Annotated in this window: 20 protein-coding genes and 1 pseudogene; 12 read left to right on the top strand and 9 right to left on the bottom strand. The window is 74.5% G+C overall.

From position 1 onward, the window contains the following. Positions 1-32: 32 nt before the first annotated feature. Positions 33-311, top strand: coding sequence for a hypothetical protein (locus tag AB0E62_RS00955; RefSeq protein ID WP_362186066.1), 279 nt, complete (start codon positions 33-35; stop codon positions 309-311). A 61-nt stretch (positions 312-372) separates the two neighbouring features. Here AB0E62_RS00955 and AB0E62_RS00950 read toward each other — a convergent pair whose 3' ends face one another. Beyond that, positions 373-1,662, bottom strand: a complete 1,290-nt coding sequence (locus AB0E62_RS00950) for an ROK family transcriptional regulator (protein ID WP_362186063.1) — start codon at positions 1,660-1,662, stop codon at positions 373-375. Positions 1,663-1,880: 218 nt separating this feature from the next. Further along, positions 1,881-5,060 (bottom strand): cytochrome P450, encoded by a 3,180-nt coding sequence (locus AB0E62_RS00945; RefSeq protein ID WP_362186060.1) that lies wholly within the window; start codon positions 5,058-5,060, stop codon positions 1,881-1,883. A 964-nt stretch (positions 5,061-6,024) separates the two neighbouring features. Here AB0E62_RS00945 and AB0E62_RS00940 point away from each other — a divergent pair. From AB0E62_RS00940 to AB0E62_RS00925, 4 genes are all read left to right on the top strand, one after another. Continuing rightward, positions 6,025-6,663: a PAS domain-containing protein gene (locus AB0E62_RS00940; RefSeq protein ID WP_362186907.1), complete on the top strand. Its 639-nt coding sequence runs from the start codon at positions 6,025-6,027 to the stop codon at positions 6,661-6,663. A 113-nt stretch (positions 6,664-6,776) separates the two neighbouring features. After that, entirely contained in the window at positions 6,777-7,271 is a 495-nt protein-coding gene (locus AB0E62_RS00935) for an FBP domain-containing protein (protein ID WP_362186057.1), read from the top strand. A gap of 93 nt (positions 7,272-7,364) precedes the next feature. After that, entirely contained in the window at positions 7,365-8,615 is a 1,251-nt protein-coding gene (locus AB0E62_RS00930; protein WP_362186054.1) for an FUSC family protein, read from the top strand. An 85-nt stretch (positions 8,616-8,700) separates the two neighbouring features. Then, on the top strand, positions 8,701-9,918 hold the full coding sequence (locus AB0E62_RS00925; protein ID WP_362186051.1) for a lactonase family protein: 1,218 nt from the start codon (positions 8,701-8,703) through the stop codon (positions 9,916-9,918). On the opposite strand, the gene AB0E62_RS00920 is transcribed toward AB0E62_RS00925, so the two are convergent. After that, the gene (locus AB0E62_RS00920; RefSeq protein WP_362186048.1) at positions 9,886-10,611 is read right to left on the bottom strand and encodes a DUF2470 domain-containing protein; all 726 of its coding nucleotides are present in this window, start codon (positions 10,609-10,611) and stop codon (positions 9,886-9,888) included. The two genes, AB0E62_RS00925 and AB0E62_RS00920, sit on opposite strands and share 33 nt — an antisense overlap. A gap of 84 nt (positions 10,612-10,695) precedes the next feature. Then, entirely contained in the window at positions 10,696-11,310 is a 615-nt protein-coding gene (locus tag AB0E62_RS00915; protein WP_362186045.1) for a TetR/AcrR family transcriptional regulator, read from the bottom strand. A gap of 119 nt (positions 11,311-11,429) precedes the next feature. Here AB0E62_RS00915 and AB0E62_RS00910 point away from each other — a divergent pair, with 119 nt between their 5' ends. After that, the gene (locus AB0E62_RS00910) at positions 11,430-12,989 is read left to right on the top strand and encodes a cytochrome P450 (protein WP_362186042.1); all 1,560 of its coding nucleotides are present in this window, start codon (positions 11,430-11,432) and stop codon (positions 12,987-12,989) included. On the opposite strand, the gene AB0E62_RS00905 is transcribed toward AB0E62_RS00910, so the two are convergent. The 5 genes and pseudogenes from AB0E62_RS00905 to AB0E62_RS00885 all read right to left on the bottom strand — a co-directional run bounded on the left by AB0E62_RS00905 (position 12,951) and on the right by AB0E62_RS00885 (position 17,955). Continuing rightward, positions 12,951-13,799, bottom strand: a complete 849-nt coding sequence (locus tag AB0E62_RS00905) for a pentapeptide repeat-containing protein (RefSeq protein WP_362186039.1) — start codon at positions 13,797-13,799, stop codon at positions 12,951-12,953. The genes AB0E62_RS00910 and AB0E62_RS00905 overlap by 39 nt on opposite strands. 35 nt (positions 13,800-13,834) lie before the next feature. Continuing rightward, positions 13,835-15,133: an alpha/beta fold hydrolase gene (locus AB0E62_RS00900; RefSeq protein ID WP_362186036.1), complete on the bottom strand. Its 1,299-nt coding sequence runs from the start codon at positions 15,131-15,133 to the stop codon at positions 13,835-13,837. A gap of 98 nt (positions 15,134-15,231) precedes the next feature. Further along, positions 15,232-16,251, bottom strand: a complete 1,020-nt coding sequence (locus AB0E62_RS00895) for a LacI family DNA-binding transcriptional regulator (RefSeq protein WP_362186033.1) — start codon at positions 16,249-16,251, stop codon at positions 15,232-15,234. A 54-nt stretch (positions 16,252-16,305) separates the two neighbouring features. Beyond that, positions 16,306-17,621 (bottom strand): annotated as a pseudogene (locus AB0E62_RS00890) (BNR repeat-containing protein). Positions 17,622-17,634: 13 nt separating this feature from the next. Continuing rightward, on the bottom strand, positions 17,635-17,955 hold the full coding sequence (locus tag AB0E62_RS00885; protein ID WP_362186030.1) for an L-rhamnose mutarotase: 321 nt from the start codon (positions 17,953-17,955) through the stop codon (positions 17,635-17,637). A 278-nt stretch (positions 17,956-18,233) separates the two neighbouring features. Here AB0E62_RS00885 and rhaI point away from each other — a divergent pair, with 278 nt between their 5' ends. The 6 genes from rhaI to AB0E62_RS00855 all read left to right on the top strand — a co-directional run bounded on the left by rhaI (position 18,234) and on the right by AB0E62_RS00855 (position 25,965). After that, positions 18,234-19,394 carry an L-rhamnose isomerase gene (gene rhaI, locus AB0E62_RS00880; protein WP_362186027.1) on the top strand — a complete coding sequence of 387 codons (1,161 nt, stop codon included), beginning with the start codon at positions 18,234-18,236 and terminating at the stop codon, positions 19,392-19,394. Positions 19,395-19,503: 109 nt separating this feature from the next. Continuing rightward, entirely contained in the window at positions 19,504-21,543 is a 2,040-nt protein-coding gene (locus AB0E62_RS00875; protein WP_362186024.1) for a bifunctional aldolase/short-chain dehydrogenase, read from the top strand. Beyond that, positions 21,540-23,003 (top strand): rhamnulokinase family protein, encoded by a 1,464-nt coding sequence (locus AB0E62_RS00870; protein ID WP_362186021.1) that lies wholly within the window; start codon positions 21,540-21,542, stop codon positions 23,001-23,003. The genes AB0E62_RS00875 and AB0E62_RS00870 overlap by 4 nt, the downstream gene beginning before the upstream one ends. Before the next feature lie 93 nt (positions 23,004-23,096). Further along, a complete protein-coding gene (locus AB0E62_RS00865) occupies positions 23,097-23,852 on the top strand; it encodes a (Fe-S)-binding protein (RefSeq protein ID WP_362186018.1) in 756 nt (251 codons plus the stop codon). Beyond that, on the top strand, positions 23,849-25,327 hold the full coding sequence (locus AB0E62_RS00860; RefSeq protein ID WP_362186015.1) for a LutB/LldF family L-lactate oxidation iron-sulfur protein: 1,479 nt from the start codon (positions 23,849-23,851) through the stop codon (positions 25,325-25,327). Before AB0E62_RS00865 ends, AB0E62_RS00860 begins: the two co-directional genes overlap by 4 nt. Further along, positions 25,324-25,965, top strand: coding sequence for a lactate utilization protein C (locus AB0E62_RS00855; RefSeq protein ID WP_362186013.1), 642 nt, complete (start codon positions 25,324-25,326; stop codon positions 25,963-25,965). Before AB0E62_RS00860 ends, AB0E62_RS00855 begins: the two co-directional genes overlap by 4 nt. Positions 25,966-26,040 lie beyond the last annotated feature (75 nt).

The following is a 26,040-nucleotide window of genomic DNA, read 5'->3' as shown; positions in this document are numbered from 1 at the left end:
TTCCGGGCCCGCCGGAGGAGCGGAGACACGTCATGGCAGTGCGGGAACCAGGGTCCGACGACGGGCAGCGGCCGGTGCCCAGGGAAATGCCCGACCAGCAGACCGGCGCCGAGGACGGCCGGTGGGACGTCGCCACCCCGGAGCGGCCCGCCGACGAGACGCCCGGCGAGACGCCCGGCGAGGGCGGTCAGGACGCCGCGCCGGACACGACCGTGCCGGACACGGACGAGGCCGGCACGGGCCGCCGGGGAGCGCCCCGGACCGGCGCGGTGCACCCGGAACATCCCGGCCCGGACGAGTCACCGGGGTAGGGGCAGGCCCGGGCAGGTGCTGCCGGGCGCGGCCCCGGCCACGTGAACCGACTGCCCCCCGTCAGTGCGGGGCGCGCCCCCGCAGGGCCGTGTGCCAGGCGGGCGGCGGCGTTTCGGTGGCCGGTTCCGGGCGGCGGCCGCCGCTGGCGAAGAAGTCGGCCAGCGGGAGGATCGCGGCGCCGACGGTGACCGCGTCCGGGCCGAGCCGCCCCAGGTCGATGGTCACCTGGTCGCCCGGGTGCCGCAGGGCGTACGTCGCGGCGTGCCGACGGACGGCGGGCAGGAAGCGGGTGCCCAGCTGGAGGCCCGCCCAGCCGCCGATCAGGATCCGCTCGGGCTGGAAGAGGTTGATCAGGTCGGACAGGCCGGCGCCGAGATACTCGGCGGTCTCCTCCAGGACGGCCAGCGCGACCGGGTCCGGCGCGGTGCCCTCGGGCGGGTACGCGGCGGCGAGCATCGCGGTGAGCGCGGTCTCCTCGTCCGTGTCCTCGGGCGGCCGGCCGCCCTCCTCGCGCCAGCGGGCCAGCAGCGACTCGGCGCCGGCGTACGCCTCCAGGCAGCCGGGGGCACCGCAGCGGCAGCGCCGGCCGCGCACCCGTACCGTCAGATGGCCCCACTCCACGGCCCGCCCGTGTTCCACCTCGGGGGTGACCAGGCAGGCGCCGACACCGGAGCCGAAGAGGACGACCACGGCGTTGCGGGCGCCGCGCCCGGCGCCGAACCACATCTCGGCCTGGCCGAGGGTCTTGGCGCCGTTGTCGATGAGGTACGGCACCCCTTCGGGGAGCGGGGAGGCGGAGCGCAGCAGCCGCTCCAGCGGGACGGCGTCCCAGCCGATGGTCTGGCCGTGGACGACGGCGCCCCGGTCCGGGGTGTGCTCGACGATGCCGGGGACGCCGACGCCGACGCCCAGCAGCCGTTCGGGGGCGGCCTGTCCGGCGGTGAGGACCTCGGCGACGCCGTCGCGGATGTGACCGGCGATGACGTCGACGTCGTAGCCCTGCGGAGTCAGCGGCCGTTCCACCCGGGCCAGTTCGCTCAGCGCGAGGTCGAACAGCTCGACGCGTACACGGGTTTCGCCGACGTCGACGCCGATCATCTGTCCGCTGTGCGGGGCGACCCGCAGCAGGGTGCGGGGCCGGCCGCCGTCGGAGTCGACGCTGCCGGCCTCCTCGACCAGGCCGTCCGCGATCAGGTCCGCGACCACGTTGCTGACCGAGCCGGAGCTGAGGCCGGTGGCCGGGCCCAGCTCGAATCGGCTGAGCGGGCCGTCGAAGTACAGTCGCTGGAGCACCGCCGTGCGGTTGCCTCGTCTCAGGTCGCGTACCGTGCGCCCGTTGCGCCCCGCCATGTGGCTCCCTTCACGAACCGTGCCCGACCTGCAACATACCCCTTCGGGCAGCGGGGCGCGACATTACCCCACGCCTTAGTTCACGCTATGAGCTAAGCGGAACGCGGGATGTCTTCCAGCAGGGCCGGGGGAGGAAGCCGGGCGCCGGGGCCCGGTCCGGCGAGCCCTCCGGTACCCGCTCCGGCGTCTGCCACCGTGCCCCTCCCCCGTGGTCGGGCTCAGCCGGCCGCGTACACGTCCTCCACGTACCGTCCGTCCGCCATCAGCGCGTCGAGCCACCGCTCGGCCGCTGCCGCGTCGGCGCCGGGGGTGTGTTCCCGGTACAGGGTACGGAACGCCGCACGGACTCCGGGTGCCATGCGGGCGCCGTCGCCGCACACGTACACCCGTGCCCCGGCGCCCAGCAGCCGCCACACCTCGCCCGCTTCGGCGGCGATGCGGTGCTGGACGAAGGCGGCGCCGTGCACGGGGGCGGCGCTGAAGGCCGGCCGCAGCGCGACCGCGCCGGCCCGCTCGGCGGCCCGCAGTTCGTCGGCGTGCAGATAGTCGGCGTCGGGCGCGTCACAGCCGAAGTACAGCAGCGCGGGCGGCAGTTCGGCACCCGAGCGGAGGGCGGCCAGCCGGTCGGCGACGGCACCCCGGAACGGCGCGAGGCCGGTGCCCGCGGCGATCATCACGACCGGCGTCGAGCCGTCGATCCGGAACGCCTCGCGGCAGGGCTGGACCCGGGCGTACACGGTGTCCCCGGGCCGCAGGGCGGCGAGATGGCCGGAGCCGGTGCCCCGGTAGCGACCCCTGCCGGAGCGTGCCGGGGCGTCGAGCACGGAGACCATGAGGTCGGCGTGGCGGGCGTCGGCCGCGGGCGCGGAGGAGATGGAGTAGTGCCGGGGGCGCAGCGGGGTGAGCAGGTCGAGCAGCACGGCCCAGTCGAGGGCGCCGCGCAGCGCGGGGTGGTCCTCGGCCAGCTCCACCAGGGTGCGCGGGTCGTCGCCGGTCAGGGCGGCGAGGGCGGCGCGCTCGGGCGGGCACGGGTTGGCCTCGGCGAGCAGGGCCCGCTGCCGGTCCGTCGGCCGCTCCTGCAACTCGACGTGATGGGTGAGGAGTTCGCGTACCGTCAGCGGCCGGTCGACGGCGAGGCTGTCGCGGCGCGGGCGGGTGGCCCGGATGTCCAGGACCGCGTCGGGGTCGAGGCCGAACGCGGCGACCGCGCGGTCCACCAGTCCGGGGGCGTTGGCGGGCAGCACGGTCAGATGGTCGGCGGTGCGGTAGGTGACGCCCTCGGGCAGGGCGATGCGCAGGAACCGCTTGGTGCGGGGGTGGCCGGGCGCGGTGAGGTCGTGTGCCTCGGTGACGGTCATCGGGACCAGGCCGTGCCGTTCGGCGAGGGCGTCCAGCGGGCCGCCGGTCAGGGTGCGCACCGCGTAGGCGTGGGCGGGCTCCTCCGGGGTGCCGGGCCCGGCGTCCGGGTCGCCGTACCGCGCGAGCAGCGCGGTGCGCAGCCGGTCCGTGAACTCCCGTACGGCGCCGGTGAGATCGCCGGAGGCGTCGGCGGCGGTGCGCTCGGTGAGCCGGGTGGCGCCGAGTTCGGCGAGGCGGGCGTCGACGCGGGTGGGGACCTGCTGGTAGGTGGCGGCCCAGTTGCGGTCGCCGACGCCGAGGACGGCGTAGGTCACGCCGGTCAGGTCAGGGGTGCCGTCGAGCCAGGCGGTGAAGGCGGTGGCGTCGTCGGTGGGGCGGCCGTTGTAGGAGGCGGCGGTGATGATCACGGGCCGGTCGGTGGGCAGGCCGTCCGCGTAGGCGTCGAGCGCGGCGACCTCGGTGGCGCAGCCGACGGCGGCGGCCTCGTCGGCGAGCCGGGCGGCGAAGTCGCGGCAGGTGCCGTAGTTGCTGCCGTGCAGGAACAGGGCGCGGGTGCCGGGGCGGACCCGGGCCGGGAGGGTGTCCGCGGCCGGGGAGTCCTGGGCGGGCGCGGGGGCGGTGCCGGGCAGCGGGGCGTGCGCCCGGTCGGCGGCGGTGCGCGGGGTGAGGGTGAGGGTGAAGCCCTCGGGCTTGAGGGTGAGGGTCTCCTTCACGGTGAGCCGGTAGCCGGTGTGGTCGTGCAGCCGGTAGCGGTGGACCAGCAGGGCGAGCAGCATGGTCGCCTCGTGCAGCGCGAACTGTCGCCCGATGCAGGCGCGTTCACCGGTGCCGAACGGCTTGTAGGCGTGCACCGGGCGGGCCGCCTCGGCCTCGGGGGTGAATCGCTCGGGGTCGAACAGCTCGGGGTTGTCGCCCCACACGGCCTGGCGGTGCAGCATCGGTGTGAGGACGGTGACGGCCTGGCCGGCGCGCAGCGGGATCCGGCCGCCGAGCAGGGTGTCCTCGCGGGCGTGCCGGCTGAACGCGGCGGCCGTCGGCCACAGCCGCAGCGCCTCGCCCAGGACCTGCCGGGTGTAGGCGAGCCGGCCGATGTCGTCGTACGTCGGCTCGGGGTCGGGGTCGCTGCCCCACAGCGCGTCGGCCTCGCGCTGGACGAGCCGGAGCACGGCGGGGTGCTTGGCGAGGTAGTACAGGGCGAAGGACATGGCGCCGGAGGTGGTCTCGTGGCCGGCGATCAGGAAGGTGATGACCTGGTTGCGGATGTTGGCGAGGTCCAGGGTGGTGCCGTCGGCGGGGTGCGGGGCGCTGAGCATCAGCCCGAGCAGGTCCTCGGCGCCGCTCTGGTCGGTGCCGGTGCGGGCGGCGATCACGTCGTCCACGACCTGGGCGAGGTAGCCGGCGTCGGCCCGGAAGGCGGCGTCGGCGGCCGTGTGGTCGCCGTCGGGGGTGCGGGCCAGGCGGGTCATGCTCCACTCCAGGCAGCGGACCATCGACTCCACGAAGGGGTGCGGCTCGGCGCGTTCGAAGGAGCCGAAGTCGTAGTCGAAGCCGGCCAGTCCGATGGTGTCGAGCGTCATGCGGGTCATGTCGTCGGGCACGTCGACGGGCCGGCCGTCCCGGGCGGCCCGGTCCCAGGAGTCGATGAGGCGGCGGGCCACCTTCAGCATCACCGGGTGGTAGGTGCGCATCGAGCCGAGCGCGAAGGCGGGCATCAGGATGTCGTGCGCCTTGGCCCAGTTGGGCTCGTCGTTGTACGCCGTGAACAGGCCGTCGGCGGCGAACTCGCGGACGTTCTCCAGGGCGGGTCCGACGTGCTTGGCGAACCGCTCCTCGTCGGCGAGGTCGGCGACCAGGTCCGCGTCGGCGACGAACAGGGCGTCCCGGCCGTGCAGCCGGCGCACCAGCACCGGGCCGTGCTCCCCCATCAGCTCCATCAGCTGCTGGATGGGGGTGCGGCCGGGGCCGGTGGCGGTGATGTCGACGAGGGGGACGCCGGGCAGGGCTGCGGCGGGCTCGGAGTGCAGTGTGGTGGGGGGCATGCGCGACAACTGCCTTTCGCGAGAACGGACTCCTGCGGTCCAGGGTGGTCGACGGGCGGCCCGGACCCGTGCCACGGCACTACACGATCGTGTAGTGGAAAGTCGTAGACGGCCCTTGCGCCACCATTGTGTGACCGGGCCGCCCCACCCGGTGTCCGACCGCAGCCGGCCGTCACCTACCGCGTGCCGAGTCCGCCGGCCGTCCGCGCCGATCACCACCGACCGCCGCCCGCCCGGCCATCGCCCCCCGCCGGCGACCGGAACCGGTCACCACCCGCCGTCCGCCTGCCCGGCGGCACACCGCTCCCCCGCCCACAGCCGCAGCCAGCCACCGCCGCCCGCCGCCTGCCGAAGACACCACCCCCGCCCCCCGCCGACAACCGAGGCCAACCGCCACCCGCCACCCGCCAGTCACCCGCCCGGGCACCACCCCCGCCGACAACCGGAACCGGCACCACCCACCCCCGCCCGCCCAGCGACACACCACCCCGCCCACAACCGCAGCCAGCCACCGCCGGCCGCCGCCCGCCGAAGACACCCGCCCCCACCGGCGGCCGGAGCCGGTCACCGCCGGCCGATCGCCTGCCGAGGACACCACCCACCCCCGCCCGCCCAGCGACACACCACCCCGCCCACAACCGCAGCCAGCCACCGCCGGCCGATCGCCTGCCGAAGACACCCGCCCCCACCGGCGGCCGATCCCGGTCACCGTCGGCTGCCGGAGGCGGCGAGGAGCCCAGGGTGTGCCAGCCGGGCGGCGGCCGGACGATCGAGGGGGTGGGCACGGAACCCGGCGGGGACCTGCTGGGCGGCGGGTCCGGCCGCCGCGCTCGCGGCCTCCGTGGCGCTGGTGATCGAGGCGTTCGGGGCCGAGGGCGCCTTGCCGCCCCCGTCGCTCCCCGAGTTGCCGCTGACCTGCCTCTTCCTCTTTGATGGGCGGGCGGCCGGCGGACCGGGAGGTGCGATGGAGGCGGGACGGGCCGACGCGGTGACGTGGCGCAACCGCGCGCTGCTGGTGTTCGACCGCGTGTCGGTACCGGTGGCGGTGTGCGATGTGTACGGCCGGGTGGTGCTGGCGAATCCGGCGATGGCCACGGAGTGCGGTACGACCCCGGGCGGGCTGCGCGGCCGGCAGGTGCTGGAGCTGTTCCGGCCCCAGGAGGCCGGCCAGGTGGAGCGGATCGCGGAGGCACTGCGGCTGCGGCACCGCTCCCGTTACCAGGTGTCGGTGTGCTGGCAAGCGCCCGGCGGGGCGGAGCGGTACGGGGAGCTGACCGCGGATCCGGTGAGCGACAGCGCCGAGGAGACACCGGCCCTGCTGGTGATGCTCCGGGTGCTGGGCGAGCGGGCGCCGGGGCCGGAGCCGGCGCGGACCACGGAGGTCGAGCGGCAGGTGCTGGCGCTGCTGGCCGGCGGTGCCACCACCGACCGGGCCGCCCGTGAGCTGGGTCTGAGCAGGGACGGGGTCAGCTATCACCTGCGCCGGCTGTCGGCCCGCTGGGGCGCCGCCAACCGCACCGAACTGGTCGCCCGGGCCTATGCCTTGGGCGTGCTGCTGCCCGGGGTTTGGCCGCCGCGGGCGCGGCCCGGGGACTTCGAGTAGCCCTCGGCCCTGCCGGAAAACCATTAGCCCACCCCTGTGAGGCTACATACGATAGTCATCTGCCTAGGGTTCCTAGGCAGATACGCCGTCGTCGTCATCCGGAAGGACCACCCATGAGACCGCTCACCGAGCAGGACATCCGCGCCTCCTTCGTCAACTGCTCCAAGGGCGAGGCCAAGCGTCTGGCCGTGCCGCGCGATCTCGGTGAACGTCCGTGGGGCGACCTGGACTTCCTCGGCTGGCGCGATTCCGGGGCTCCGGACCGCAGTTATCTGGTCACGGAACGCGACGGCCGGCTCGTCGGTGTGACCCTGCGCTTCCCGTCCTCGCAGCGCGGCTTCCTGCACCGCAGCCTGTGCTCGGTGTGCCTGACCACGCATCCCGGCGGCGGGGTGTCGCTGATGACCGCGCGGAAGGCGGGCACGGCCGGCCGGGAGGGGAACTCGGTCGGGCTGTACATGTGCACCGACCTGGCGTGTTCGCTGTACGTGCGCGGCCGGAAGGTACCGGAGTCCGGGGTGCGGTTCGAGGAGAGCCTGACCCTGGAGGAGCAGATCGCCCGGACCCGGGGCAACCTCTTCGCGTTCCTGGACAAGCTGGACGCGTGAAGGCCGCCCGGCCCACCCCGTGACGACCGTGGCCGGAAACAGCCCGCGAACGGCCACGTTCGACCTGCCCGAGGAACGGGAACAGGCCAAAGGATGATCAACGTACGGAAGTGGACCTCGGGACTGCAGCGTGTGCTGAGGCGTCGCCGGGAACCGGTGGTCGTCCAGACGCTGCGGTCCGCCGCCGCGGCGTCGGTCGCCTACGTCATCGCGCTCCGGCTGAGTCCGGAGCCGGCCCCGCTCACCGCGCCGCTGACCGCGCTGCTGGTCGTCCAGGTGACGTTCTACGCGACGCTGACCAACGGCATCCGCCGGGTGAACGCGGTGGTCGCCGGGGTGCTGGTCGCCATCGCGTTCAGTGTGCTGGTGGGGCTGACCTGGTGGAGCCTGGCGCTGCTCATCATCGCCGCGCTGGCCGTGGGACGGCTGGTGCGGGTGGACGAGTACGTGGCCGAGGTGGCGATCAGCGCGATGCTGGTGCTCGGCGCCACGGTGGGGTACACCGCGTGGGCGCGGATCGTGGAGACGCTGATCGGCGCGGCCGTCGGCACCGCCTGCAACCTGCTGCTGCCACCGCCCGTGTGGGTGGACGAGGCGGGCCGGTCCATCGAGGGCCTGGCCCGGCGGGTGCGCCAGCTGATGCTGCGGATGGGCGAGGAGGCGGCGGGCCGCGTCCCCTGGCAGCAGGCGGCCGAGCGGCTGCACGAGGCGCGCCGGCTGGACCACGACATCACGGGGGTGGACGCGGCGCTGCGGCAGGCGGAGGACAGTCTGCGGCTCAATCCGCGCGTCAAGGAGGGGCTGCTGCACCGGGTGGTGCTGCGCACCGGTCTGGACACGCTGGAGATCTGCACGGTGGTGCTGCGGGTCCTGGCCCGCTCGTTCACCGACCTGGCGAAGGCCCGGGGCGGAAAGGACCTGTTCCCGCCCCGGGTGGGTGCGACCGTGGAGCAGCTGCTGTCGGAGATCGCCGACGCGGTGGTCAGCTTCGCGGTGCTGGTGACCACGGATCTGAGCGAGGACGCCGAGTCGGCCGAAGCCCGGCTGTCGGCCGAGCTGCACACGGCGGCCGGCACCCGGGACCGGCTGGCCGAACTGCTCCGGGAGGAGATCGCCGAGGACTGGACGGACTGGCAGCTGCTGGGCGCGGTACTGACCGAGACGACCAGGATCATCGACGAGCTGAACACCGAGCACCGCACCCGGCGGCTGCTGGAGGAGCTGGACCGGGTGTCCCGCGAGCACCGGGCGAAGCTCCCCCGGCCGGCCCGGCTGCGCGACTGGCTCGGCGTCCAGGAGGAGCTGTGGCGCAACCGCGCGGGCCTCGGCAGCCGGTCCCGGTGAGGCGCGCCCCGGGCTTGCCCCCGAAGGCGGGTGCGGGCCAAGGTGTCCTGTCAGGAGCGGGCCGGCCGACGACCTGAGGTGGGGCATGCAGACGCAGTCACGGACCTCCCCGCACAGCCGGGAGCACGGGGACGGGTGGACCAGGCGCCGGTTCGTCGGGGCGGTGGCCGGCACGGCGGCGGTCACCGCGTGCACGGCCCGGGTGGTCCCGTCACCGGACGCCCCGGACACCCGGAGGGCGCCGGAGCCCGCCGCCCCGCCGCGTGCGCCGTCCGGGCCGCGCCCCCTGTACGTGGGCACCTACACCTCCGTGGCGGGCGGCGGCACCGGCATCGGCGTCGCGTCGTACGATCCCCGGTCGGGCCGGATCACCGGGGCGGGGACGCTCACCGGGGTACCCGACCCGTCGTACCTCGCCGTGCACCCGGACGGCCGTACGCTGTACGCGGTGGCCGAGCGGCAGGACGGCGCGGTGACGGCCGTACGCCTCGCGGACCGGCGGGTGCTCGGCAGCCGGAGCACCGGCGGCGCGGGGCCCTGCCATCTCTCGGTGCATCCCACCGGCCGCTGGCTGCTGAGCGCGGACTACGGCTCGGGCAGCGTCTCGGTGCACCCGATCGACGCCTCGGGCGCCCTCGCCGAGCGCACCGACCGGGTCACGCACACCTCCCCGCCGCCCGGGCCGGGGCAACAGGGGCCGCACGCCCACCAGTTCGTCACCAGTCCCGACGGACGGCACGTCCTCGCCGTGGACCTGGGCACCGACACCGTCTACACCTACCGTCTCGACCCGGTGCGCGGGACACTGACGGAGGTCGCCCGGGCGCAGACCCGGCCCGGCGCGGGGCCCCGTCATCTGACCTTCCATCCCGGCGGCCGGTACGCCTACCTCGCCAACGAGGTGGACGACACGGTGGCCGTCTGCGCCTACGATCCCCGCTCCGGCCGGCTGCGCGTCGGCCCGCCGCAGCCGACGGGAGCGGACGGCGGCACCAACTATCCGGCGCAGCTCCTGGTGACGGCGAACGGCCGGTTCGCGTTCCTGGCCAACCGGGGGCACAACAGCCTGGCCCGGTACGCGGTGGAGTCGGCCGGGGCCCGGCTGCGGCTGCTGGGCACGGTGCCGGTGGGCGGGGACTTCCCCCGGCAGATCGCGTTCTCCCCGGACGGCCGGCTGCTGTTCGCGGCGAACCAGCGCTCCGGCACGGTCACCGTCTTCCACGTCGACGCCGACGGGGGCGGTCTCAGCCCGGCCGGCGAGCCGTTCGCGTCACCCGTCGCCGTCTGCGCGCTGCCGCTGTAGCGCCCGGGGGCAGGCGGTCGCGGCGGCCTGGGCCAGCAGGGCGTGCATCCGCTCGGTGAGCTGGGGCACGTCGTCGGCGGGCGTGTGGAAGGGCAGCCGTACGTCGCCGTGGGCGCGGGTGCGTTCGATGCGCAGGGTCAGTCCGTGCCGGTCGACGGCGAGCGGTGCCACCCGGGTCGCGGCGTGCAGGCTCTCCGGCCGTACCAGGCGGCTGAGCCGCTCGACGGCGTCGGGGTGGGCGTCGGCGAGGTGGGTGAGCAGCCGGGACTCGGCCTCGGCGAGGGGGTCGGGCCGGGCGGCGGCGAACTCGTCGAGGGCGACGACCACCGGGCCGGAGGACTGCCGGAGCACCACCCGGGCGGGGTGGAAGATCAGGTCGCCCTCCGCGAGGGCGAGCCGGCCGGAGAGCCAGAGCCGGGCGCGCACGCGGTGGCGCACCGGTACGGGGGCGACGTCGGCGAACTCCAGCAGGGCGGAGGGCTCCTGGCGCGGGGCGCACAGGGCCGCGGCGAACAGGGCGCTGTCGTCGGGCACCGTCAGTCGCACCCGGCCGTCCTCGGTCACGGTGTGCGCTCCGGCGTACTCCTCGCGCATGCCGTCCGCGGTCACCGCGCACGACCACGCGACGGACAGTACCGACCGTGCCCGTTCCGCCGCGCCGGGGGCGGCCGTCCAGTCCTGTGTGTCACCCATCCCGAGACCTCCTTAGGTAAGCCTTGCCTAACTCATCTGAGTCCGGGGCGTGCGCCAACCGCATCCCACCGGCGCACGGAGTCGTCAGGGTTGCGCGAGGACGCCCAGCAGCGCGCGGGCGCACAGGTCGCGCACCCGCTCGCGGCACAACATGCCCTCTCCGCCCAGCCATTCCAGACAGACGGCGGTGGTGAAGGCGAGCCAGCCGCGCACCGCCAGACACACTTCGGGAGCGGCCTCGACGATCGGCCCGAACTCGGGATCGGCGGCGAACGCGGCCAGGATCTGCCGCTCCTGCGCGGCCAGCGCCCGCTGGTAGACGCGGCGCACGGCCGGGTCGCCCGCCGCGTCGGCGCGATGGAAGGCGCGGAAGCCCTGCGCGTGGTCCTCGACATAGCCGAGATAGGCGTCGAGACCGGCCGTCAGCTGCTCGCGCACCGGCACCCCGGGCACGGCCGCCGTCATCCGCAGCATCCGCTCGCTCTCGCGCTCCACGACCGCCGCGAAGAAGTCCCGCTTGGTGGGGAAGTAGTGATAGAGCAGCCCCCGCGAAACTCCCGCGATCTCGGCCACCCGCTCCACCCACACATCGTCGTAGGCGCTCTCCGAGAACAGCTGCGCGCCGACCGACAGCAGCTGCTCACGGCGCTCTTCGGTACTGAGCCGGCGCCGGGCGCGCTCCCCCTCGTTCGCGGGCATGGCGTCACTCTACTTGACGTCGGTTCTAATAGGGCACCACACTGAAACGCGTTGTTGAACCCACGTCCAACACGTGCGGGGGCGGCGTCAACCATCCGCTGGATCAAGGGGGATCACGCATGGCGGAGACGACGAAGACCAGGGGGAACCGGCCGCCGAAGGGCTTCCGGAGCGCCGAGCGGGGCTGGCCCGAGCTGCATCGCATACCGCACCCGCCGCGCCGGCTGCCGCTGCTCGGCGATGTGCTCGGCATCGACCGGCACCGCCCGCTCCAGGACTCCCTGCGGCACGCCCGCGCGCTGGGCCCGATCTTCCGGCGGCGGGTCTTCGGCAACGAGTTCGTGCTCGTATGGGGGGCCCGGCTGGTCGCCGACCTCGCCGACGAGTCGCGGTTCGCCAAGCACGTCGGGCTGGGCGTGGCCAATCTGCGTCCGGTGGCCGGGGACGGCCTGTTCACCGCCTACAACCACGAGCCGAACTGGCAGCTGGCGCACGACGTCCTGGCACCCGGGTTCAGCCGGGAGGCCATGGAGGGCTACCACGGGATGATGCTGTCCGTGGCCGGCCGGCTCACCGACCACTGGGACCGGCGGCTCGCGGCCGGGCGCACGGTGGACGTGCCCGGCGACATGACGCGGCTGACCCTGGAGACCATCGCGCGGACCGGCTTCGGGCACGACTTCGGCTCCTTCGAACGCGACCGCCCGCACCCCTTCGTCACCGCGATGGTCGGCACCCTCGGCTACGCCCAGCGGCTCAACAGCGTCCCCGCGCCGCTGGCCCCGCTGCTGCTGCGCACCGCGGCCCGGCGCAACGCGGCCGACATGGCCTGCCTGAACCGCACGGTGGACGAGCTGGTGGCGGCCCGGCGCCGCTCGGGGGACGGCGAGGGGGACCTGCTGGACCGCATGCTGGCCACCGCGCACCCGGTGACCGGGGAGCGGCTGTCCGCCGAGAACGTCCGCAAGCAGGTCATAACGTTCCTGGTGGCGGGCCACGAGACCACCTCGGGCGCGCTCTCCTTCGCGCTGTACTACCTCGCCCGGCATCCGGAGATCGCCGCCCGGGCCCGGGCCGAGGTGGACCGCGTCTGGGGCGACGACCCGCGTCCGCGCTACGACCAGGTGGCCCGGCTGCGCTATGTCCGCCGGGTGCTGGACGAGTCGCTCAGGCTGTGGCCGACCGCGCCCGCCTTCGCCCGCGAGGCCCGCGAGGACACGGTCCTCGCCGGCGAGCATCCGATGCGCCGGGGCGCGTGGGCCCTGGTGCTGACGCCGATGCTGCACCGCGCGCCGGAGGTGTGGGGCCCGGACCCCGAGCGGTTCGACCCGGACCGCTTCGCCCCGGCCGCCGTACGCGCCCGTCCGCAGCACACCTTCAAGCCGTTCGGCACCGGGGCCCGCGCCTGCATCGGCCGGCAGTTCGCCCTGCACGAGGCGACCCTGGTCCTCGGCCTGCTGCTGCGCCGCTACGAGCTGCACGCCGACCCCGGCTACCGCCTGACGGTGACCGAACGCCTGACGCTGATGCCGGAGGGGCTGCGGCTGCGGCTGGAGAGGCGACGGCAGGGCCCCGAAGGCGCGCGCCCGGCCCGGGAGGAATCCGCGGCCGGCCGGCCGGAGCACCCGGCACGGTCCCGGTCAGCGAGCCGTTGCCCAGTGCACCGGCCGGGCGACTGACCCGGGCAGCCGGGTCCCGGCGCTGCCCCGCGCGGCGTTCACCTGCGGCTGGGTGAGGAAGAAGGCCCCGGTCAGGTCCGCGTCGGTGAGGTCGGCGTCCCGCAGGTCCGCGCCGATCAGGTCCGCGTCGCGCAGGTCGGCCCCGGTGAGGTCGGCGGCGATGAGGTACGCGCCGCGCAGGCTCGCCCCGCGCAGATCGGCGCCCCGCAGCCGGGCGCCGATCAGGTCCGCGCCCCGCCGGTCCTTGCCCTTCGCCTTCCCCTTGCCCTTGCCGGTGGCGCCGGCCCGGACCAGCTCGCTGGTGCGCAGCAGCAGCACGTTGACCTCCTGCCGGTACGCGGCCACGTCCAGCGCGGCCAGCTCCTCGGGGCCGAGCCGGGTGAGCCGTTCGGTCTCCTCCAGCGCCTGCCGCAGCCCGGGGTGGACGGGCGCGGCGGCGGGCAGGCCCAGCGCCTCGGTGAGGTACCACAGCAGCTCGTGCAGGTGCCGGACGACCGGGAACACCTCGAACATGCGGCGCGCGTGTTCCTTCGGTGCCCCGCGCCAGCCCTGCCCGCCGAAGGTGACCTGGGACACCTTCTGGCCGGCGCCGAAGCAGTCGTAGACCGTGCAGCCGGTGAACCCCCGCTGCCGCAGGCGGGCGTGGATGCCGCAGCGGTGGTCCTCCTGGAGGTTCGAGCAGGGGGTGCCCGCGGCCTTGTTCACCGGGAAGTCGGCGGAGCGGGCGAAGGGCAGGGCGACGCAGCACAGTCCGAAGCACTGTGCGCAGTCGCCCCGCAGGTCGGCGGGGTCGGTTGTCTTCTCCGGCATGGGGACAGCCTACTGACCTGCGGAAGCTCCCTCGTTCACAGCTCGTCGCGGACCAGGGACAGCAGCCGGTCCAGCACCCGGGGTGCCGTGCGCAGGCCGTCGTGCTCGTACTCGTTGGTGACCCAGGGGCGCAGGCCGCGGATCGCGGCGGCGGTCTCCAGGGAGTGGGTGGCGTCGACGAACATGTCGTCGTGGTAGACGGCGGCGGCGACGGGGACCTCGTTGGCGGCGAGGCGGGCCGGGTCGTACAGCGGGTACCAGTCGGTGCGGGCGGCGAGCAGCCCGGCGGTCTCGCGCAGGGGCCGCAGGGCCGGGTCGGTCTCGAACATCCAGGGGTGGACGGTCTCGCCGGTGAAGAGCACCGGCCCGTCCCCGGCGAGCGCCTCGGCCGCGTCGAACTGCGGGAACTCGGCGCGGACGCGTTCGGCGGCCCAGGCGGTGGGGCGGGCGTCCTGGCCGTAGATCGACTCGTGGACGAGGGCGTACAGGGGGTGCGAGGCGTACGACAGCAGGGACTGCGCCTGCTCCTGGAAGGCGTCGGACAGCTCCCGGCCGGACGGCGTGCGCACGAAGGCGTCCTCCAGCAGCAGGTGCAACCGGTGGCTGCCGTCGCCCGTGCCGAGCATCAGGCCGAGGGACTGGAATGCCTCCACGGTGAAGCGGTAGCCGTTCGGGAGGACCACGTCGTGGGTGAGGAGGTGTTCGGCGATCCGGCGGGCCGCCGCCACGTCCTGCGGGTAGCGGTCGTAGTGGGCGGCGACCTTGCGCTCGATGCGCGGGTAGGCGGCCCGGTAGACGTCGTCGGCGTGGGCGTGCAGGGAGGGCAGGCCGCCGGTGATGAGCGCGGTGTGCACGCCCTCGGGGGCGAGGGAGAGGTACGACACCGTGCAGAAGCCGCCGTAGCTCTGGCCGAGCACGGTCCACGGGGCGCCGCCGGTGAGGCGGGGGCGGATGGCCTCGCAGTCGCGGACGATGGAGTCGGCGCGGAAGCGGGTGAGGTGGTCGGCCTGGGCGGCGGGGCCGCCGCGCAGCGGCAGCGTCTGCCGGGTGGCGGGGGTGGAGCGGCCGGTGCCGCGCTGGTCGAGGAGCAGGACGCGGTACTCCTTCAGGGCGCGGTCGAGCCAGGACTGACGTCCGACGAAACGGTTCGCCCCGAAGCCGGGGCCACCCGTGAGGTACAGCAGCCAGGGCAGGTCCTGCCCGGCCTTGTCGCTCGCCACCGCCTCGCGGGCGTACAGCTCGATGGTCTCGCCCCCGGGGTCGGCGTGGTCGAGGGGCACGGTGAAGTGGTGGTCGGTGAGGACGACGCCGGGCTGGCGGTAGCTGAGGCGCAACGGGTCTCCCGGGGCGGGCGGATGCGGACGCGTCCCAGTTCAGCACATCGGCGCGGGCGCGCCGGGCCCGGGACCACGGTGGGCGCGGGACCCGGCCGTCAGCGCGCGACCAGGCTGGAGCGGCGCACCACCAGCTCCGGCTGGAGCACCACCCTGCGGTGCTCGTGGGCCCGCTCGCCCTGCTCGGTCTCCTCCAGCAGCAGTTCGGCGGCGAGGGCGCCCAGGGTGACGGCGGGCTGGCGTACGGAGGTGAGCGGGACGGCCGCCGCGGCGGCGAACTCGATGTCGTCATAGCCGACGATCGCCAGGTCGTCGGGGACGGTGACGCCCGCCGCGTACATGGCCTGGAGCAGGCCGAGGGCGAGCAGGTCGTTGGCGCAGAAGACGGCGGTGGGACGGTCGGCGAGGCCCAGCAGACGGGCGCCCGCGTCCCGGCCCGCGGCCACGTCGAGGCGTTCGGTGGGCAGTTCGCGCAGCGCCTCGGGGCCGAGCCCGGCCTCGGCGAGGGCGGACAGCGCGCCGGTGCGCCGGTCGCGGACCTGGTTGAGCCCGGGCGGCCCGCTGACGTAGGCGATCGAGCGGTGCCCGGCGTCCACCAGGTGGCGCACCGCGAGCGCGCCGCCCGCGACGTCGTCCACCGAGACCGAGCACTCGGCGGCGCCCTCGGCGACCCGGTCGACCAGCACGAACGGGATGCCGTGCCGGCGGAACGCGGCGATGTTGCGGCCGCTGGCGTCTGCCGGGGTGAGCAGCACACCGCGCACCCGCTGTTCGGCGAAGAGCGACAGGTACTCGGCCTCCTCGCCGGTGTCCTGGGCGCTGTTGCACACCATCACGCCGAGCCCGGCCCGGCGGGCGGCCCGTTCGGCGCCGCGGGCCACGTCCACGAAGAACGGGTTGCCCATGTCGAGCACCAGCAGCCCCATGATCCGGCTGCGGCCGGCGCGCAACTGGCGCGCCGACTCGCTGCGGACGTAGCCGAGCCGGTCGATCGCGGACAGCACCCGGGCCCGGGTCTCGCTCGCGACGGTGTCCGGGCGGTTGATGACATTGGACACCGTGCCCACCGACACTCCGGCGGCGCGGGCGACGTCCTTGATACCCACCGACTGGGCCATCGGACTTCGGACCTCCAGGGGACGGGATGCGGCGGGGCGAGCTTCACATTACCGTCACGCCGGCGGGGCGAAGTCGGCCACGTGCAGCGGCGAGGGGATCGTGCCGGCGGACCTCTCCTGGTACATGAACGACAGGACGCCGTCCGCCGCGCTCCGGGTCTCGTCCACCACCACCGAACGCGTTCAGCCCGGCGCCGTCGGACAGCAGCGCCCAGTCGGTGTACCCGGAGGCCGCCGAGGCGGCGGCGATCCGGCCGTGGGGCAGCACCGCGTAGGCGTTGTCGTGACGGTCCAGGACCAGCCGGGTGCGCTGGCTCGAGCGGAGCGGGACGGGGATCTCGGTCTTCAGCCAGGCGCCGGAGGCGGTCTTGCGCAGATGGTGGGCGCGGGCGGTGCGGGCGGCGGGGTGACCGGTGGTCGCCGGGCCGAGGCGGACGGGGAGATGGCTGATGACCGCGTGCGGCCGGCCGGCCGAATCGACGCACTGGCTCTCCTGGTTCATCAGGCAGTGGTCCGGGCCCAGCGGGTCGACGGTCAGGCCGGCGTCGGTGACGCGGACCCGGCCGGGCCCGCCGGTCGTGCCCGCCTTGGTGCCCGTGCCGTCGTGCCAGGTCCGGCCGCGGTCGTCGGAGTAGACGTAGCCGGTGTCGTGGTTGGTCAGTCCGCCGCGGCGGGCGAGGACGGCCGGGTCCCGCTCCCGCCGGGTGAACAGGGCGTGCAGCCGGGCGCGCCGGTCGTAGTCGAGGCCGTGCAGATACATGCTGCGGGCGGTGCCGGTCCCGTGCGGGGTGGTGTACGTGCCGGTCGCGCCGGACCACTCCCCCGGCGCGGTCCACCGTGAACCGTCGTACTCCGCGCGGGCGTTGCGGCCGTTGCCGGAGACGCCGGCCCGGTAGCCGAGCTGGAGCCGGCCCTCGGGCGTGGTGAGGAACTGCGGGCAGGTGAACCGGTCGGTGAGCGGCAGCCCGTCCAGGGTGGTCCGTACGGCTCCGAAGGCGGACGGGCCCCAGGCGGTGCCCGAGGGGTCGGACAGGAGGCCGGCGACGGACGTGACGTGGTGGAAGCCGTCGCTGTGGGAGTCCAGGTTCAGGTGCAGGCGGCCGTCCGCCGGGGAGACGCCCATGCGGATGACGTTGTGGGAGTCGTCGGCCTTGAGCCGGTGGGGCAGGGTGACGGCCGGCCAGGTGGCGGCGCCGGGCCACGACCGCCTCGCGGCTCGCCGTGTACCAGACGGCGTACTGGTGGCCGCCGTGGGTCAGCAGGCCGTGCTTCTGGAAGGAGTTGGTGTTGACCGGGCCGTCGTGGGAGACGAAGTACAGGGCGCGGGCGTCGAGTCGGGTGACGGCCGGTCCGGTCAGCGAGGGTCTCATCCGCGGCTCCCGGTCAGTCCAGGTGGAACACTTCGGTGAGCGGTCGCATGGCCTCGTCCGGCCGGGCGCCGTCCAGGGACTCGAAGAAGGGTGCCATCTCCCGCTGCCAGCGGGCGTTGACCTCGGTGGCGGCCATGGCGGCCTGGGCGGCGGCGAAGTCCTCGGTCTCCAGACAGCCGACGAGCAGGCCGTCCTCGCGCAGGAACAACGAGTAGTTGTGCCAGCCGGCCGCCCGCAGGGCGTCGAGCATCTCCGGCCAGACGGCCGTGTGCCGCGCCCGGTACTCGTCGAGCCGGTCCGCCCTGACCTTCAGCAGGAAGCACACGCGCCGCATGAACCGTCCCCGTTCTCTCGGAGGTCTTCCCGGACCGGACCGGCAGGTCTCGGTCTAAAAGGTTTCAAGTGGATTTCCGGGACCGTAGGCACCGCGTCCAGGTCCCGTCAATGGGGGCCGGACCGAAAAAGTTTCGGGCGAGCGGGGTGTTTTCAGCGGTCGCGGCGCCGGGTCTGCCGGAGCGCTTGACACCCCTGGTGGTGGCCCCTAGCTTGCCGTTCTGAATCGTTTCATACGCTCGGTCCGTCGTACCGCCCGACATCCACAGGAGCCCTGAAGTGACCGACCTCGCCGCGGTGAAGGCCGCGCTCAAGTCCCAGGCCGTCGAGACGCCGTCGTGGGCGTACGGGAACTCGGGCACCCGGTTCAAGGTGTTCGCGCAGGCCGGGGTGCCGCGCTCGCCGTGGGAGAAGCTCCAGGACGCGGCGCAGGTGCACGCGTTCACCGGGGTGGCGCCGTCGGTCGCCCTGCACATCCCCTGGGACACCGTGGAGGACTACGCCGCGCTCGCGCGGTACGCCGAGGAGCGGGGGGTGCGGCTGGGCGCGGTCAACTCCAACACCTTCCAGGACGACGACTACAAGCTGGGCAGCATCTGTCATCCGGACGCGGCGGTGCGGCGCAAGGCGGTGGACCATCTGCTGCGCTGCGTCGACATCATGGACGCCACCGGGTCCCGCGATCTGAAGCTGTGGTTCGCGGACGGCACCAACTACCCCGGGCAGGATGATGTGGCGGCCCGCCAGGACCGGCTTGCCGAGGGACTCGCCGAGGTGTACGCGCGGCTCGGTCAGGGCCAGCGGATGCTGCTGGAGTACAAGTTGTTCGAGCCGGCGTTCTACACGACGGACGTGCCGGACTGGGGAACCGCCTACGCCCACTGCCTCGAACTGGGCGACCGGGCGCGGGTGGTGGTGGACACCGGGCACCACGCGCCGGGCACCAACATCGAGTTCATCGTCGCCACGCTGCTGCGGAAGGGGAGGCTCGGCGGATTCGACTTCAACTCGCGGTTCTACGCCGACGACGACCTGATGGTGGGGGCGGCCGATCCCTTCCAGCTGTTCCGGATCATGTACGAGGTGGTGCGGGGCGGGGGGCTCACCTCCGAGGTCGCGTTCATGCTCGACCAGTGCCACAACATCGAGCCGAAGATCCCGGCGGTCATCCGGTCCGTGATGAACGTCCAGGAGGCCACGGCGAAGGCGCTGCTGGTGGACAGGGGCGCGTTGGCCGAGGCGCAGGCCTCGGGGGATGTGCTGGGGGCCAACGCGGTGCTGATGGACGCGTACGACACGGATGTGCGGCCGTTGCTCCGCGAGGTGCGGGAGGAGATGGGGCTGGACCCCGACCCGATGGCCGCGTACGCCCGGTCCGGGTGGGCCGAGAAGACCGTCGCCGAGCGGGTCGGCGGGGAGCAGGCCGGCTGGGGGGCGTGAGCGTCCGCCGGGTTCCTGTTCCGTCGCGGGGTGCGGGCCGTCCCCGGCTGGTCGCGCAGTTCCCCGCGCCCCTTCGTCACGTCCCCTCTCCTGGAAGGAACCGATAGCCATGGCCGCCCACCCCTCGGTCGCCGCTCTCCTCTCCCGCTCGCACCGCCTCGGCTCCGACCCGCGCAACACCAACTACGCCGGCGGGAACGCCTCCGCGAAAGGCACCGCCGCCGATCCCGTGACCGGGGGCGAGGTGGAGCTGATGTGGGTGAAGGGGTCCGGCGGGGACCTCGGGACGCTCGCCGAGGACGGACTGGCCGTGCTGCGGCTGGACCGGCTGCGGGCCCTGGCGGACGTGTACCCCGGGGTGGAGCGCGAGGACGAGATGGCCGGCGCCTTCGACTACTGCCTGCACGGCAGGGGCGGCGCCGCGCCCTCCATCGACACCGCCATGCACGCCCTGGTGGACGCCCCGCACGTGGACCATCTGCACCCGGACTCCGGTATCGCGCTCGCCTGCGCGGCCGACGGGGAGAAGCTGACCGCCGAGTGTTTCGGGGACCGCGTGGTCTGGGTGCCGTGGCGGCGGCCCGGGTTCCAGCTGGGCCTGGACATCGCCGCGGTCAAGCGGGCACACCCGCGGGCCGTCGGCTGCGTCCTCGGCGGGCACGGGATCACCGCCTGGGGCGACTCGTCCGAGGAGTGCGAGCGCAACTCGCTGTACATCATCCGGACCGCCGAGGCGTTCCTCGCCGAGCGGGGCCGGGCGGAGCCGTTCGGGCCGGTCGTCGCGGGGTACGAGGCGCTGCCCGGGGCCGAGCGCAGGGAGCGGGCCGCCGCGCTCGCGCCGTACCTCAGGGGCCTGGCGTCCCAGGACCGGGCGCAGGTGGGGCACTTCACCGACTCCGACGTCGTCCTGGACTTCCTGGCCCGTGCGGAGCACCCCCGGCTGGCCGCGCTCGGCACCTCCTGCCCCGACCACTTCCTGCGCACCAAGGTGCGGCCGCTGGTGCTGGACCTGCCGCCCACCGCGCCGTTGGAGGACGCCGTCGCCCGGCTGAGGGAGCTGCACACCGCCTACCGGGAGGAATACGCCGCCTACTACCGGCGGCACGCCCGGCCCGGCTCCCCCGCCATGCGCGGCGCCGATCCGGCCGTCGTGCTGGTCCCCGGGGTCGGCATGTTCAGCTTCGGCAAGGACAAGCAGACCGCCCGGGTGGCCGGTGAGTTCTACGTCAACGCCATCAACGTGATGCGGGGCGCCGAGGCGGTCTCGTCGTACGCGCCCATCGAGGAGGCGGAGAAGTTCCGCATCGAGTACTGGGCGCTGGAGGAGGCCAAGCTGCGGCGGATGCCGGCGCCCAGGCCGCTCGCCACGCGCGTGGCCCTGGTGACGGGGGCGGGCAGCGGGATCGGGAGGGCCATCGCGCACCGGCTGGCCGCCGAGGGGGCCTGTGTCGTCGTCGCCGATCTGGACGCCGGGGGCGCGGCGCGGGTCGCCGAGGAGCTGGGCGGGCCGGACAAGGCCGTCGCCGTCACCGTGGACGTCACCTCGGAGGAGCAGATCGCCGCCGCGTTCCGGTCGGCGGCGCTCGCGTTCGGCGGGGTCGACCTGGTCGTCAACAACGCCGGGATCTCCCTGTCCAGGCCGCTGCTGGAGACCACCGCCCGGGACTGGGACCTCCAGCACGACATCATGGCCCGCGGCTCGTTCCTGGTGTCCCGGGAGGCGGCCCGGGTGATGACGGCGCAGGGACTCGGGGGCGACCTCGTGTACATCGTCTCCAAGAACAGCGTCTTCGCCGGGCCGGACAACATCGCCTACTCCGCCACCAAGGCCGACCAGGCCCACCAGGTGCGGTTGCTGGCAGCCGAGTTGGGTGAGCACGGCATCCGCGTGAACGGCGTCAACCCGGACGGTGTGGTGCGCGGCTCCGGCATCTTCGCCGGGGGCTGGGGCGCGCAGCGGGCCGCCGTGTACGGGGTGCCGGAGGAGAAGCTGGGCGAGTTCTACGCGCGGCGGACCCTCCTCAAGCGCGAGGTGCTGCCCGAGCACGTGGCCAACGCGGTGTTCGCGCTGACCGGCGGGGACCTCACGCACACCACCGGACTGCACATCCCGGTCGACGCGGGTGTGGCGGCCGCGTTCCTGCGATGAGCCCGGGGGTGAAGGCGTACGCGGCCGTCGATCTCGGCGCGTCCAGCGGGCGGGTCATGGTGGGCCGGGTGGGCCCGGACTCGGTGGAGCTGACCGAGGCCCACCGGTTCCCGAACCGGCCGGTGCGGCTTCCGGAGGGGCTGTGCTGGGACATCCTCGCGCTGTACGGCGGTGTCCTGGACGGGCTGCGGGCGGCGGGCGCCCGCAGCGGGGGCCGGCTCGCCTCCGCCGGCATCGACAGCTGGGCGGTCGACTACGGCCTGCTGGACGCCGACGGGGCCCTGCTCGGCAACCCGGTCCACTACCGCGACGCCCGCACCGAGGGGGTCGCGGAGAAGGTGTGGGCGACCGTGCCGGCGGCGGAGCTGTACGCGGCGACGGGCATCCAGTACGCGCCGTTCAACACGCTGTACCAGCTCACGGCGGACCGCTCGACCGCCCGGTTCGCGCACGCGGCACGGGTGCTGCTCGTCCCGGACCTGCTGACGTACTGGCTCACCGGCGAGCAGGGCACCGAGCTGACCAACGCCTCCACCACCCAGCTCGTCGACCCCCGCACCCGGACCTGGGCGCACGGGGTCGCCGGCCGGCTGGGCATCGATCTCGGGCTGTTCGCGCCGCTGCGGCAGCCGGGCGATCCGGCCGGGACCCTGCGGCCCGGGGTGCTGGCGGAGACCGGGCTGCGCGGCCCGGTGCCGGTGACGGCGGTCGGCTCGCACGACACCGCGTCGGCGGTGGTGGCGGTCCCGGCGACCGGGGAGCGGTTCGCCTACATCTGCACCGGCACCTGGTCCCTGGCCGGCCTGGAGCTGTCCGCGCCGGTGCTCACCGAGGAGAGCCGGGCGGCGAACTTCACCAACGAGCTGGGGCTGGACGGCACGGTCCGCTATCTGCGCAACATCATGGGGCTGTGGCTGCTCCAGGAGTGCGTACGGGCCTGGGGGGAGCCGGATCTGGGGCTGCTGCTGCGTCAGGCGGCGGCCGTGCCCACGCTGCGGTCGGTGGTGGACGCCGGGGACGCGGCGTTCCTCGCGCCGGGGCGGATGCCGGAGCGGATCGCCGAGGCGTGCCGGGCGTCGGGGCAGCCGGTGCCGGTGAGCCGGGCCGAGGTGACCCGGTGCATCCTGGACTCGCTGGCCCTCGCCCACCGGCGGGCCGTGCTGGACGCGGCCCGGCTGGCCGACCAGCCGGTGGACGTGGTGTACCTCGTCGGCGGCGGCACCCGCAACGCGCTGCTGTGCCAGCTGACGGCCGACGCCTGCGGGCTGCCGGTGGTGGCGGGAGCGACCGAGGCGGCGGCCCTGGGCAATGTGCTGGTGCAGGCCCGCGCGCAGGGCCTCGCCGGCGATCTGCCCGCGCTGCGCCGGCTGCTCACCCGGACCCAGCCGCTCACCCGGTACACGCCCCGGGGCGGCACCGGCCGGTGGCGGGCGGCCGAGGCGCGGCTCGGCGCGCGGTGAGCCGCGCTCTGCCCGCGCCCGGGCCCCGCCGACTACCCTGCACCCGTCCGATGATCCGTTTTCCCGTTCGACGACCGACACCGAGGAGCCGCGATGCGTGTCGCCCTGTTCCTGACCTGTGTCAACGACACGCTCTATCCGGACACCGGGCGGGCCGTGGTGAAGCTGCTGACCAGACTGGGTGTCGACGTCGACTTCCCGATGGGCCAGACGTGCTGCGGGCAGGCGCACTACAACACCGGCTACCGTCATGAGGCCGAGCCGCTGGCCCGGCACTTCTCCGATGTCTTCGGCGGCTACGAGGCCATCGTGACCCCGTCCGGGTCGTGCGGGGCGATGGTGCGGGAGCTGTATCCCCGGCTGGGCGAACGGGCCCGGGCCGAGGGGCGCGGGGACGGGCTCGCCCGGACGCTGGCGCCGGTGGTGCCGAGGACGTACGAGCTGACGGAGTTCCTGGTGGATGTGCTCGGGGTGACAAACGTGGGCGCCTGGTACCCGCACAAGGTCACCTATCACCCGACCTGCCACGGACTGCGGAGCCTCGGGCTCGGGGACCGGCCGCGCCGGCTGCTCGATGCGGTGAAGGGGCTGGAGCTGGTGGAGCTGCCGGGGGCCGAGGAGTGCTGCGGGTTCGGCGGCACGTTCGCGGTGAAGAACGCGGAGGTGTCGGCGGCGATGGGCGTCGACAAGGTGCGCAACGCGGAGTCGACGGGCGCCCGGGTGCTGTGCGCGGCCGACAACTCCTGTCTCATGCACATCGGCGGCACGATGAGCCGGCTGGGCAGCGGCATGCGGCCGGTGCACCTCGCGGAGATCCTGGCGAGCACGGAGGAGGAACCGGCGCTGTGAGCGGCACGTTCGTCGGCATGCCGGCCTTTCCGGAGGGCGCGCGGGACGCCGTCCGCAACCCCACCCTGCGCGGCAATCTGCGCCACGCCACGCACACCATCCGCGCCAAACGGGCCCGGGCCGTCGGCGAGTTGTCCGACTGGGCCGAGCTGCGCGAGGCGGGCCGGCGGATCAAGGACCACACCCTGCGCCATCTCGACCGCTACCTGGAGCAGTTGGAGGAGTCGGTCACCGCGGCCGGCGGTACGGTGCACTGGGCGGCCGACGCCGAGGAGGCCAACCGGATCGTCACCGGCCTGGTCAAGGCGACCGGCGAGTCCGAGGTCGTCAAGGTCAAGTCGATGGCCACGCAGGAGATCGAGCTGAACGAGGCGCTCGCGGCGGCGGGCATCCGCGCCTACGAGACCGATCTCGCCGAGCTGATCGTGCAGTTGGGCAAGGACCGCCCCTCGCACATCCTCGTCCCCGCCATCCACCGCAACCGGGGCGAGATCCGGGACATCTTCGCGCGGGAGATGGGCGCGTGGGGGCGGCCGGCGCCCGCGGACCTGACGGACACGCCCGCCGACCTCGCCGAGGCGGCCCGGCTGCACCTGCGGGAGAAGTTCCTGCGGGCCAAGGTCGGCATCTCCGGCGCCAACTTCATGGTCGCCGAGACCGGCACCCTCGTGGTCGTGGAGTCCGAGGGCAACGGCCGGATGTGTCTGACCCTGCCCGAGACGCTGATCTCGGTCGTCGGCATCGAGAAGACCGTGCCCACCTGGCGGGACCTGGAGGTGTTCCTGCAGACCCTGCCCCGCTCCTCGACCGCCGAGCGCATGAACCCGTACACCAGCATGTGGACCGGCACCACGGACGAGGACGGCCCGCGCTCCTTCCATCTGGTGCTGCTCGACAACGGCCGCACCGACGCCCTCGCCGACACCGTCGGCCGCCAGGCGCTGCGCTGCATCCGCTGCTCGGCCTGCCTGAACGTGTGCCCGGTGTACGAGCGGGCGGGCGGGCACGCCTACGGCTCGGTCTATCCGGGTCCCATCGGCGCCATCCTCAGCCCCCAGCTGCGCGGCACGGCGAGCGAGATCGACGCCTCCCTGCCGTACGCCTCGTCGCTGTGCGGGGCCTGCTACGAGGTGTGCCCGGTCGCCATCGACATCCCCGAGGTGCTGGTGCACCTGCGGGAGCGGGTGGTGGAAGGCGGTCCGGCCGTGCGCCGGGGCGACAAGGTGCTGCTGAGGCCGGCGAAGGGGCACGCGGCCGAGCGGGCGGCGATGCGGGCGGCGCGCTGGGCGTTCGCCCGCCCCGGCGTGCTGCGCGCGGGCCAGCGGCTGGCCTCCCGGACGCGCCGGCTGCACCCGCGCACCCTGCCGGGTCCGGGCCGGGCGTGGAGCGGGGCGCGGGATCTGCCGGCGGTGCCGCCGGAGCCGTTCCGGGACTGGTGGCAGCGCACGCGCGGCGGAAAGGACGGCGGCGAGTGAACAGCAGGGAGCGGATCCTGGGCCGGGTGCGGCGGGCCCTCGCGGATGTCACCCCCGACGAGCGGCCGTACGAGGAGGCCGTGCCCCGGGACTACCTGCGCGCGCACGGGGAGCGGACCGCCGAGGAGACGGTGGAGCTGCTGGCGGAGAACCTGGCGGACTACCGGGCGATCGTGCACCGCGCCGACGCCGGGGAGCTGCCGGCGCTCGTCATGCGGCTGCTCGCCGAGCGCGGCTCCCAGGAGGTGCTGGTCCCGCCGGGCCTGCCGCCGGGGTGGCTGGCCGCGGACGGTCCCGCGCGGATCCACGACCGGGCGGACTCCACCCCGCGGCGGCTGGACCGGGTGGACAGCGTGGTGACCGGCTGCGCCGTGGCGATCGCCGAGACCGGCACCCTCGTGCTCGACGGCTCCCCCGACCAGGGCCGGCGCCGCGTCTCGCTGATCCCGGACCACCACATCTGTGTCGTCCGCGTCCCGGACCAGGTCGTCTCCTCCGTCCCCCAGGCCCTCGAACGCCTCGACCCGGCCCGTCCCTTGACCTGGATCTCGGGCCCGTCGGCCACCAGCGACATCGAACTGGACCGGGTGGAGGGCGTGCACGGCCCCCGCACCCTGGAGGTGATCCTGCTCGGCTGACCGCCCGCGGTACGCGGGATCCGCCGGTCGGGGCACGGCGGGATGAAGGGCCGGGCCGGCTGCCGTAGCGTGGGG

Origin of the sequence: Streptomyces sp. NPDC038707, from assembly GCF_040636485.1 — a bacterium.
Taxonomy (GTDB): domain Bacteria; phylum Actinomycetota; class Actinomycetes; order Streptomycetales; family Streptomycetaceae; genus Streptomyces.
The sequence above is the reverse complement of the archived record's forward strand: the minus strand, read 5'-3'. Positions and strand labels throughout refer to the sequence as shown.

What these genes read in the sequence shown, in the direction of transcription:
- AB0E62_RS00955 (WP_362186066.1), top strand. Translation starts at nt 33, where the DNA reads ATGGCAGTGCGGGAACCAGGGTCCGACGACGGGCAGCGGCCGGTGCCC.
- AB0E62_RS00950 (WP_362186063.1), bottom strand. Translation starts at nt 1,662, where the DNA reads ATGGCGGGGCGCAACGGGCGCACGGTACGCGACCTGAGACGAGGCAAC.
- AB0E62_RS00945 (WP_362186060.1), bottom strand. Translation starts at nt 5,060, where the DNA reads ATGCCCCCCACCACACTGCACTCCGAGCCCGCCGCAGCCCTGCCCGGC.
- AB0E62_RS00940 (WP_362186907.1), top strand. Translation starts at nt 6,025, where the DNA reads ATGGAGGCGGGACGGGCCGACGCGGTGACGTGGCGCAACCGCGCGCTG.
- AB0E62_RS00935 (WP_362186057.1), top strand. Translation starts at nt 6,777, where the DNA reads ATGAGACCGCTCACCGAGCAGGACATCCGCGCCTCCTTCGTCAACTGC.
- AB0E62_RS00930 (WP_362186054.1), top strand. Translation starts at nt 7,365, where the DNA reads ATGATCAACGTACGGAAGTGGACCTCGGGACTGCAGCGTGTGCTGAGG.
- AB0E62_RS00925 (WP_362186051.1), top strand. Translation starts at nt 8,701, where the DNA reads ATGCAGACGCAGTCACGGACCTCCCCGCACAGCCGGGAGCACGGGGAC.
- AB0E62_RS00920 (WP_362186048.1), bottom strand. Translation starts at nt 10,611, where the DNA reads ATGGGTGACACACAGGACTGGACGGCCGCCCCCGGCGCGGCGGAACGG.
- AB0E62_RS00915 (WP_362186045.1), bottom strand. Translation starts at nt 11,310, where the DNA reads ATGCCCGCGAACGAGGGGGAGCGCGCCCGGCGCCGGCTCAGTACCGAA.
- AB0E62_RS00910 (WP_362186042.1), top strand. Translation starts at nt 11,430, where the DNA reads ATGGCGGAGACGACGAAGACCAGGGGGAACCGGCCGCCGAAGGGCTTC.
- AB0E62_RS00905 (WP_362186039.1), bottom strand. Translation starts at nt 13,799, where the DNA reads ATGCCGGAGAAGACAACCGACCCCGCCGACCTGCGGGGCGACTGCGCA.
- AB0E62_RS00895 (WP_362186033.1), bottom strand. Translation starts at nt 16,251, where the DNA reads ATGGCCCAGTCGGTGGGTATCAAGGACGTCGCCCGCGCCGCCGGAGTG.
- AB0E62_RS00885 (WP_362186030.1), bottom strand. Translation starts at nt 17,955, where the DNA reads ATGCGGCGCGTGTGCTTCCTGCTGAAGGTCAGGGCGGACCGGCTCGAC.
- AB0E62_RS00875 (WP_362186024.1), top strand. Translation starts at nt 19,504, where the DNA reads ATGGCCGCCCACCCCTCGGTCGCCGCTCTCCTCTCCCGCTCGCACCGC.
- AB0E62_RS00870 (WP_362186021.1), top strand. Translation starts at nt 21,540, where the DNA reads ATGAGCCCGGGGGTGAAGGCGTACGCGGCCGTCGATCTCGGCGCGTCC.
- AB0E62_RS00865 (WP_362186018.1), top strand. Translation starts at nt 23,097, where the DNA reads ATGCGTGTCGCCCTGTTCCTGACCTGTGTCAACGACACGCTCTATCCG.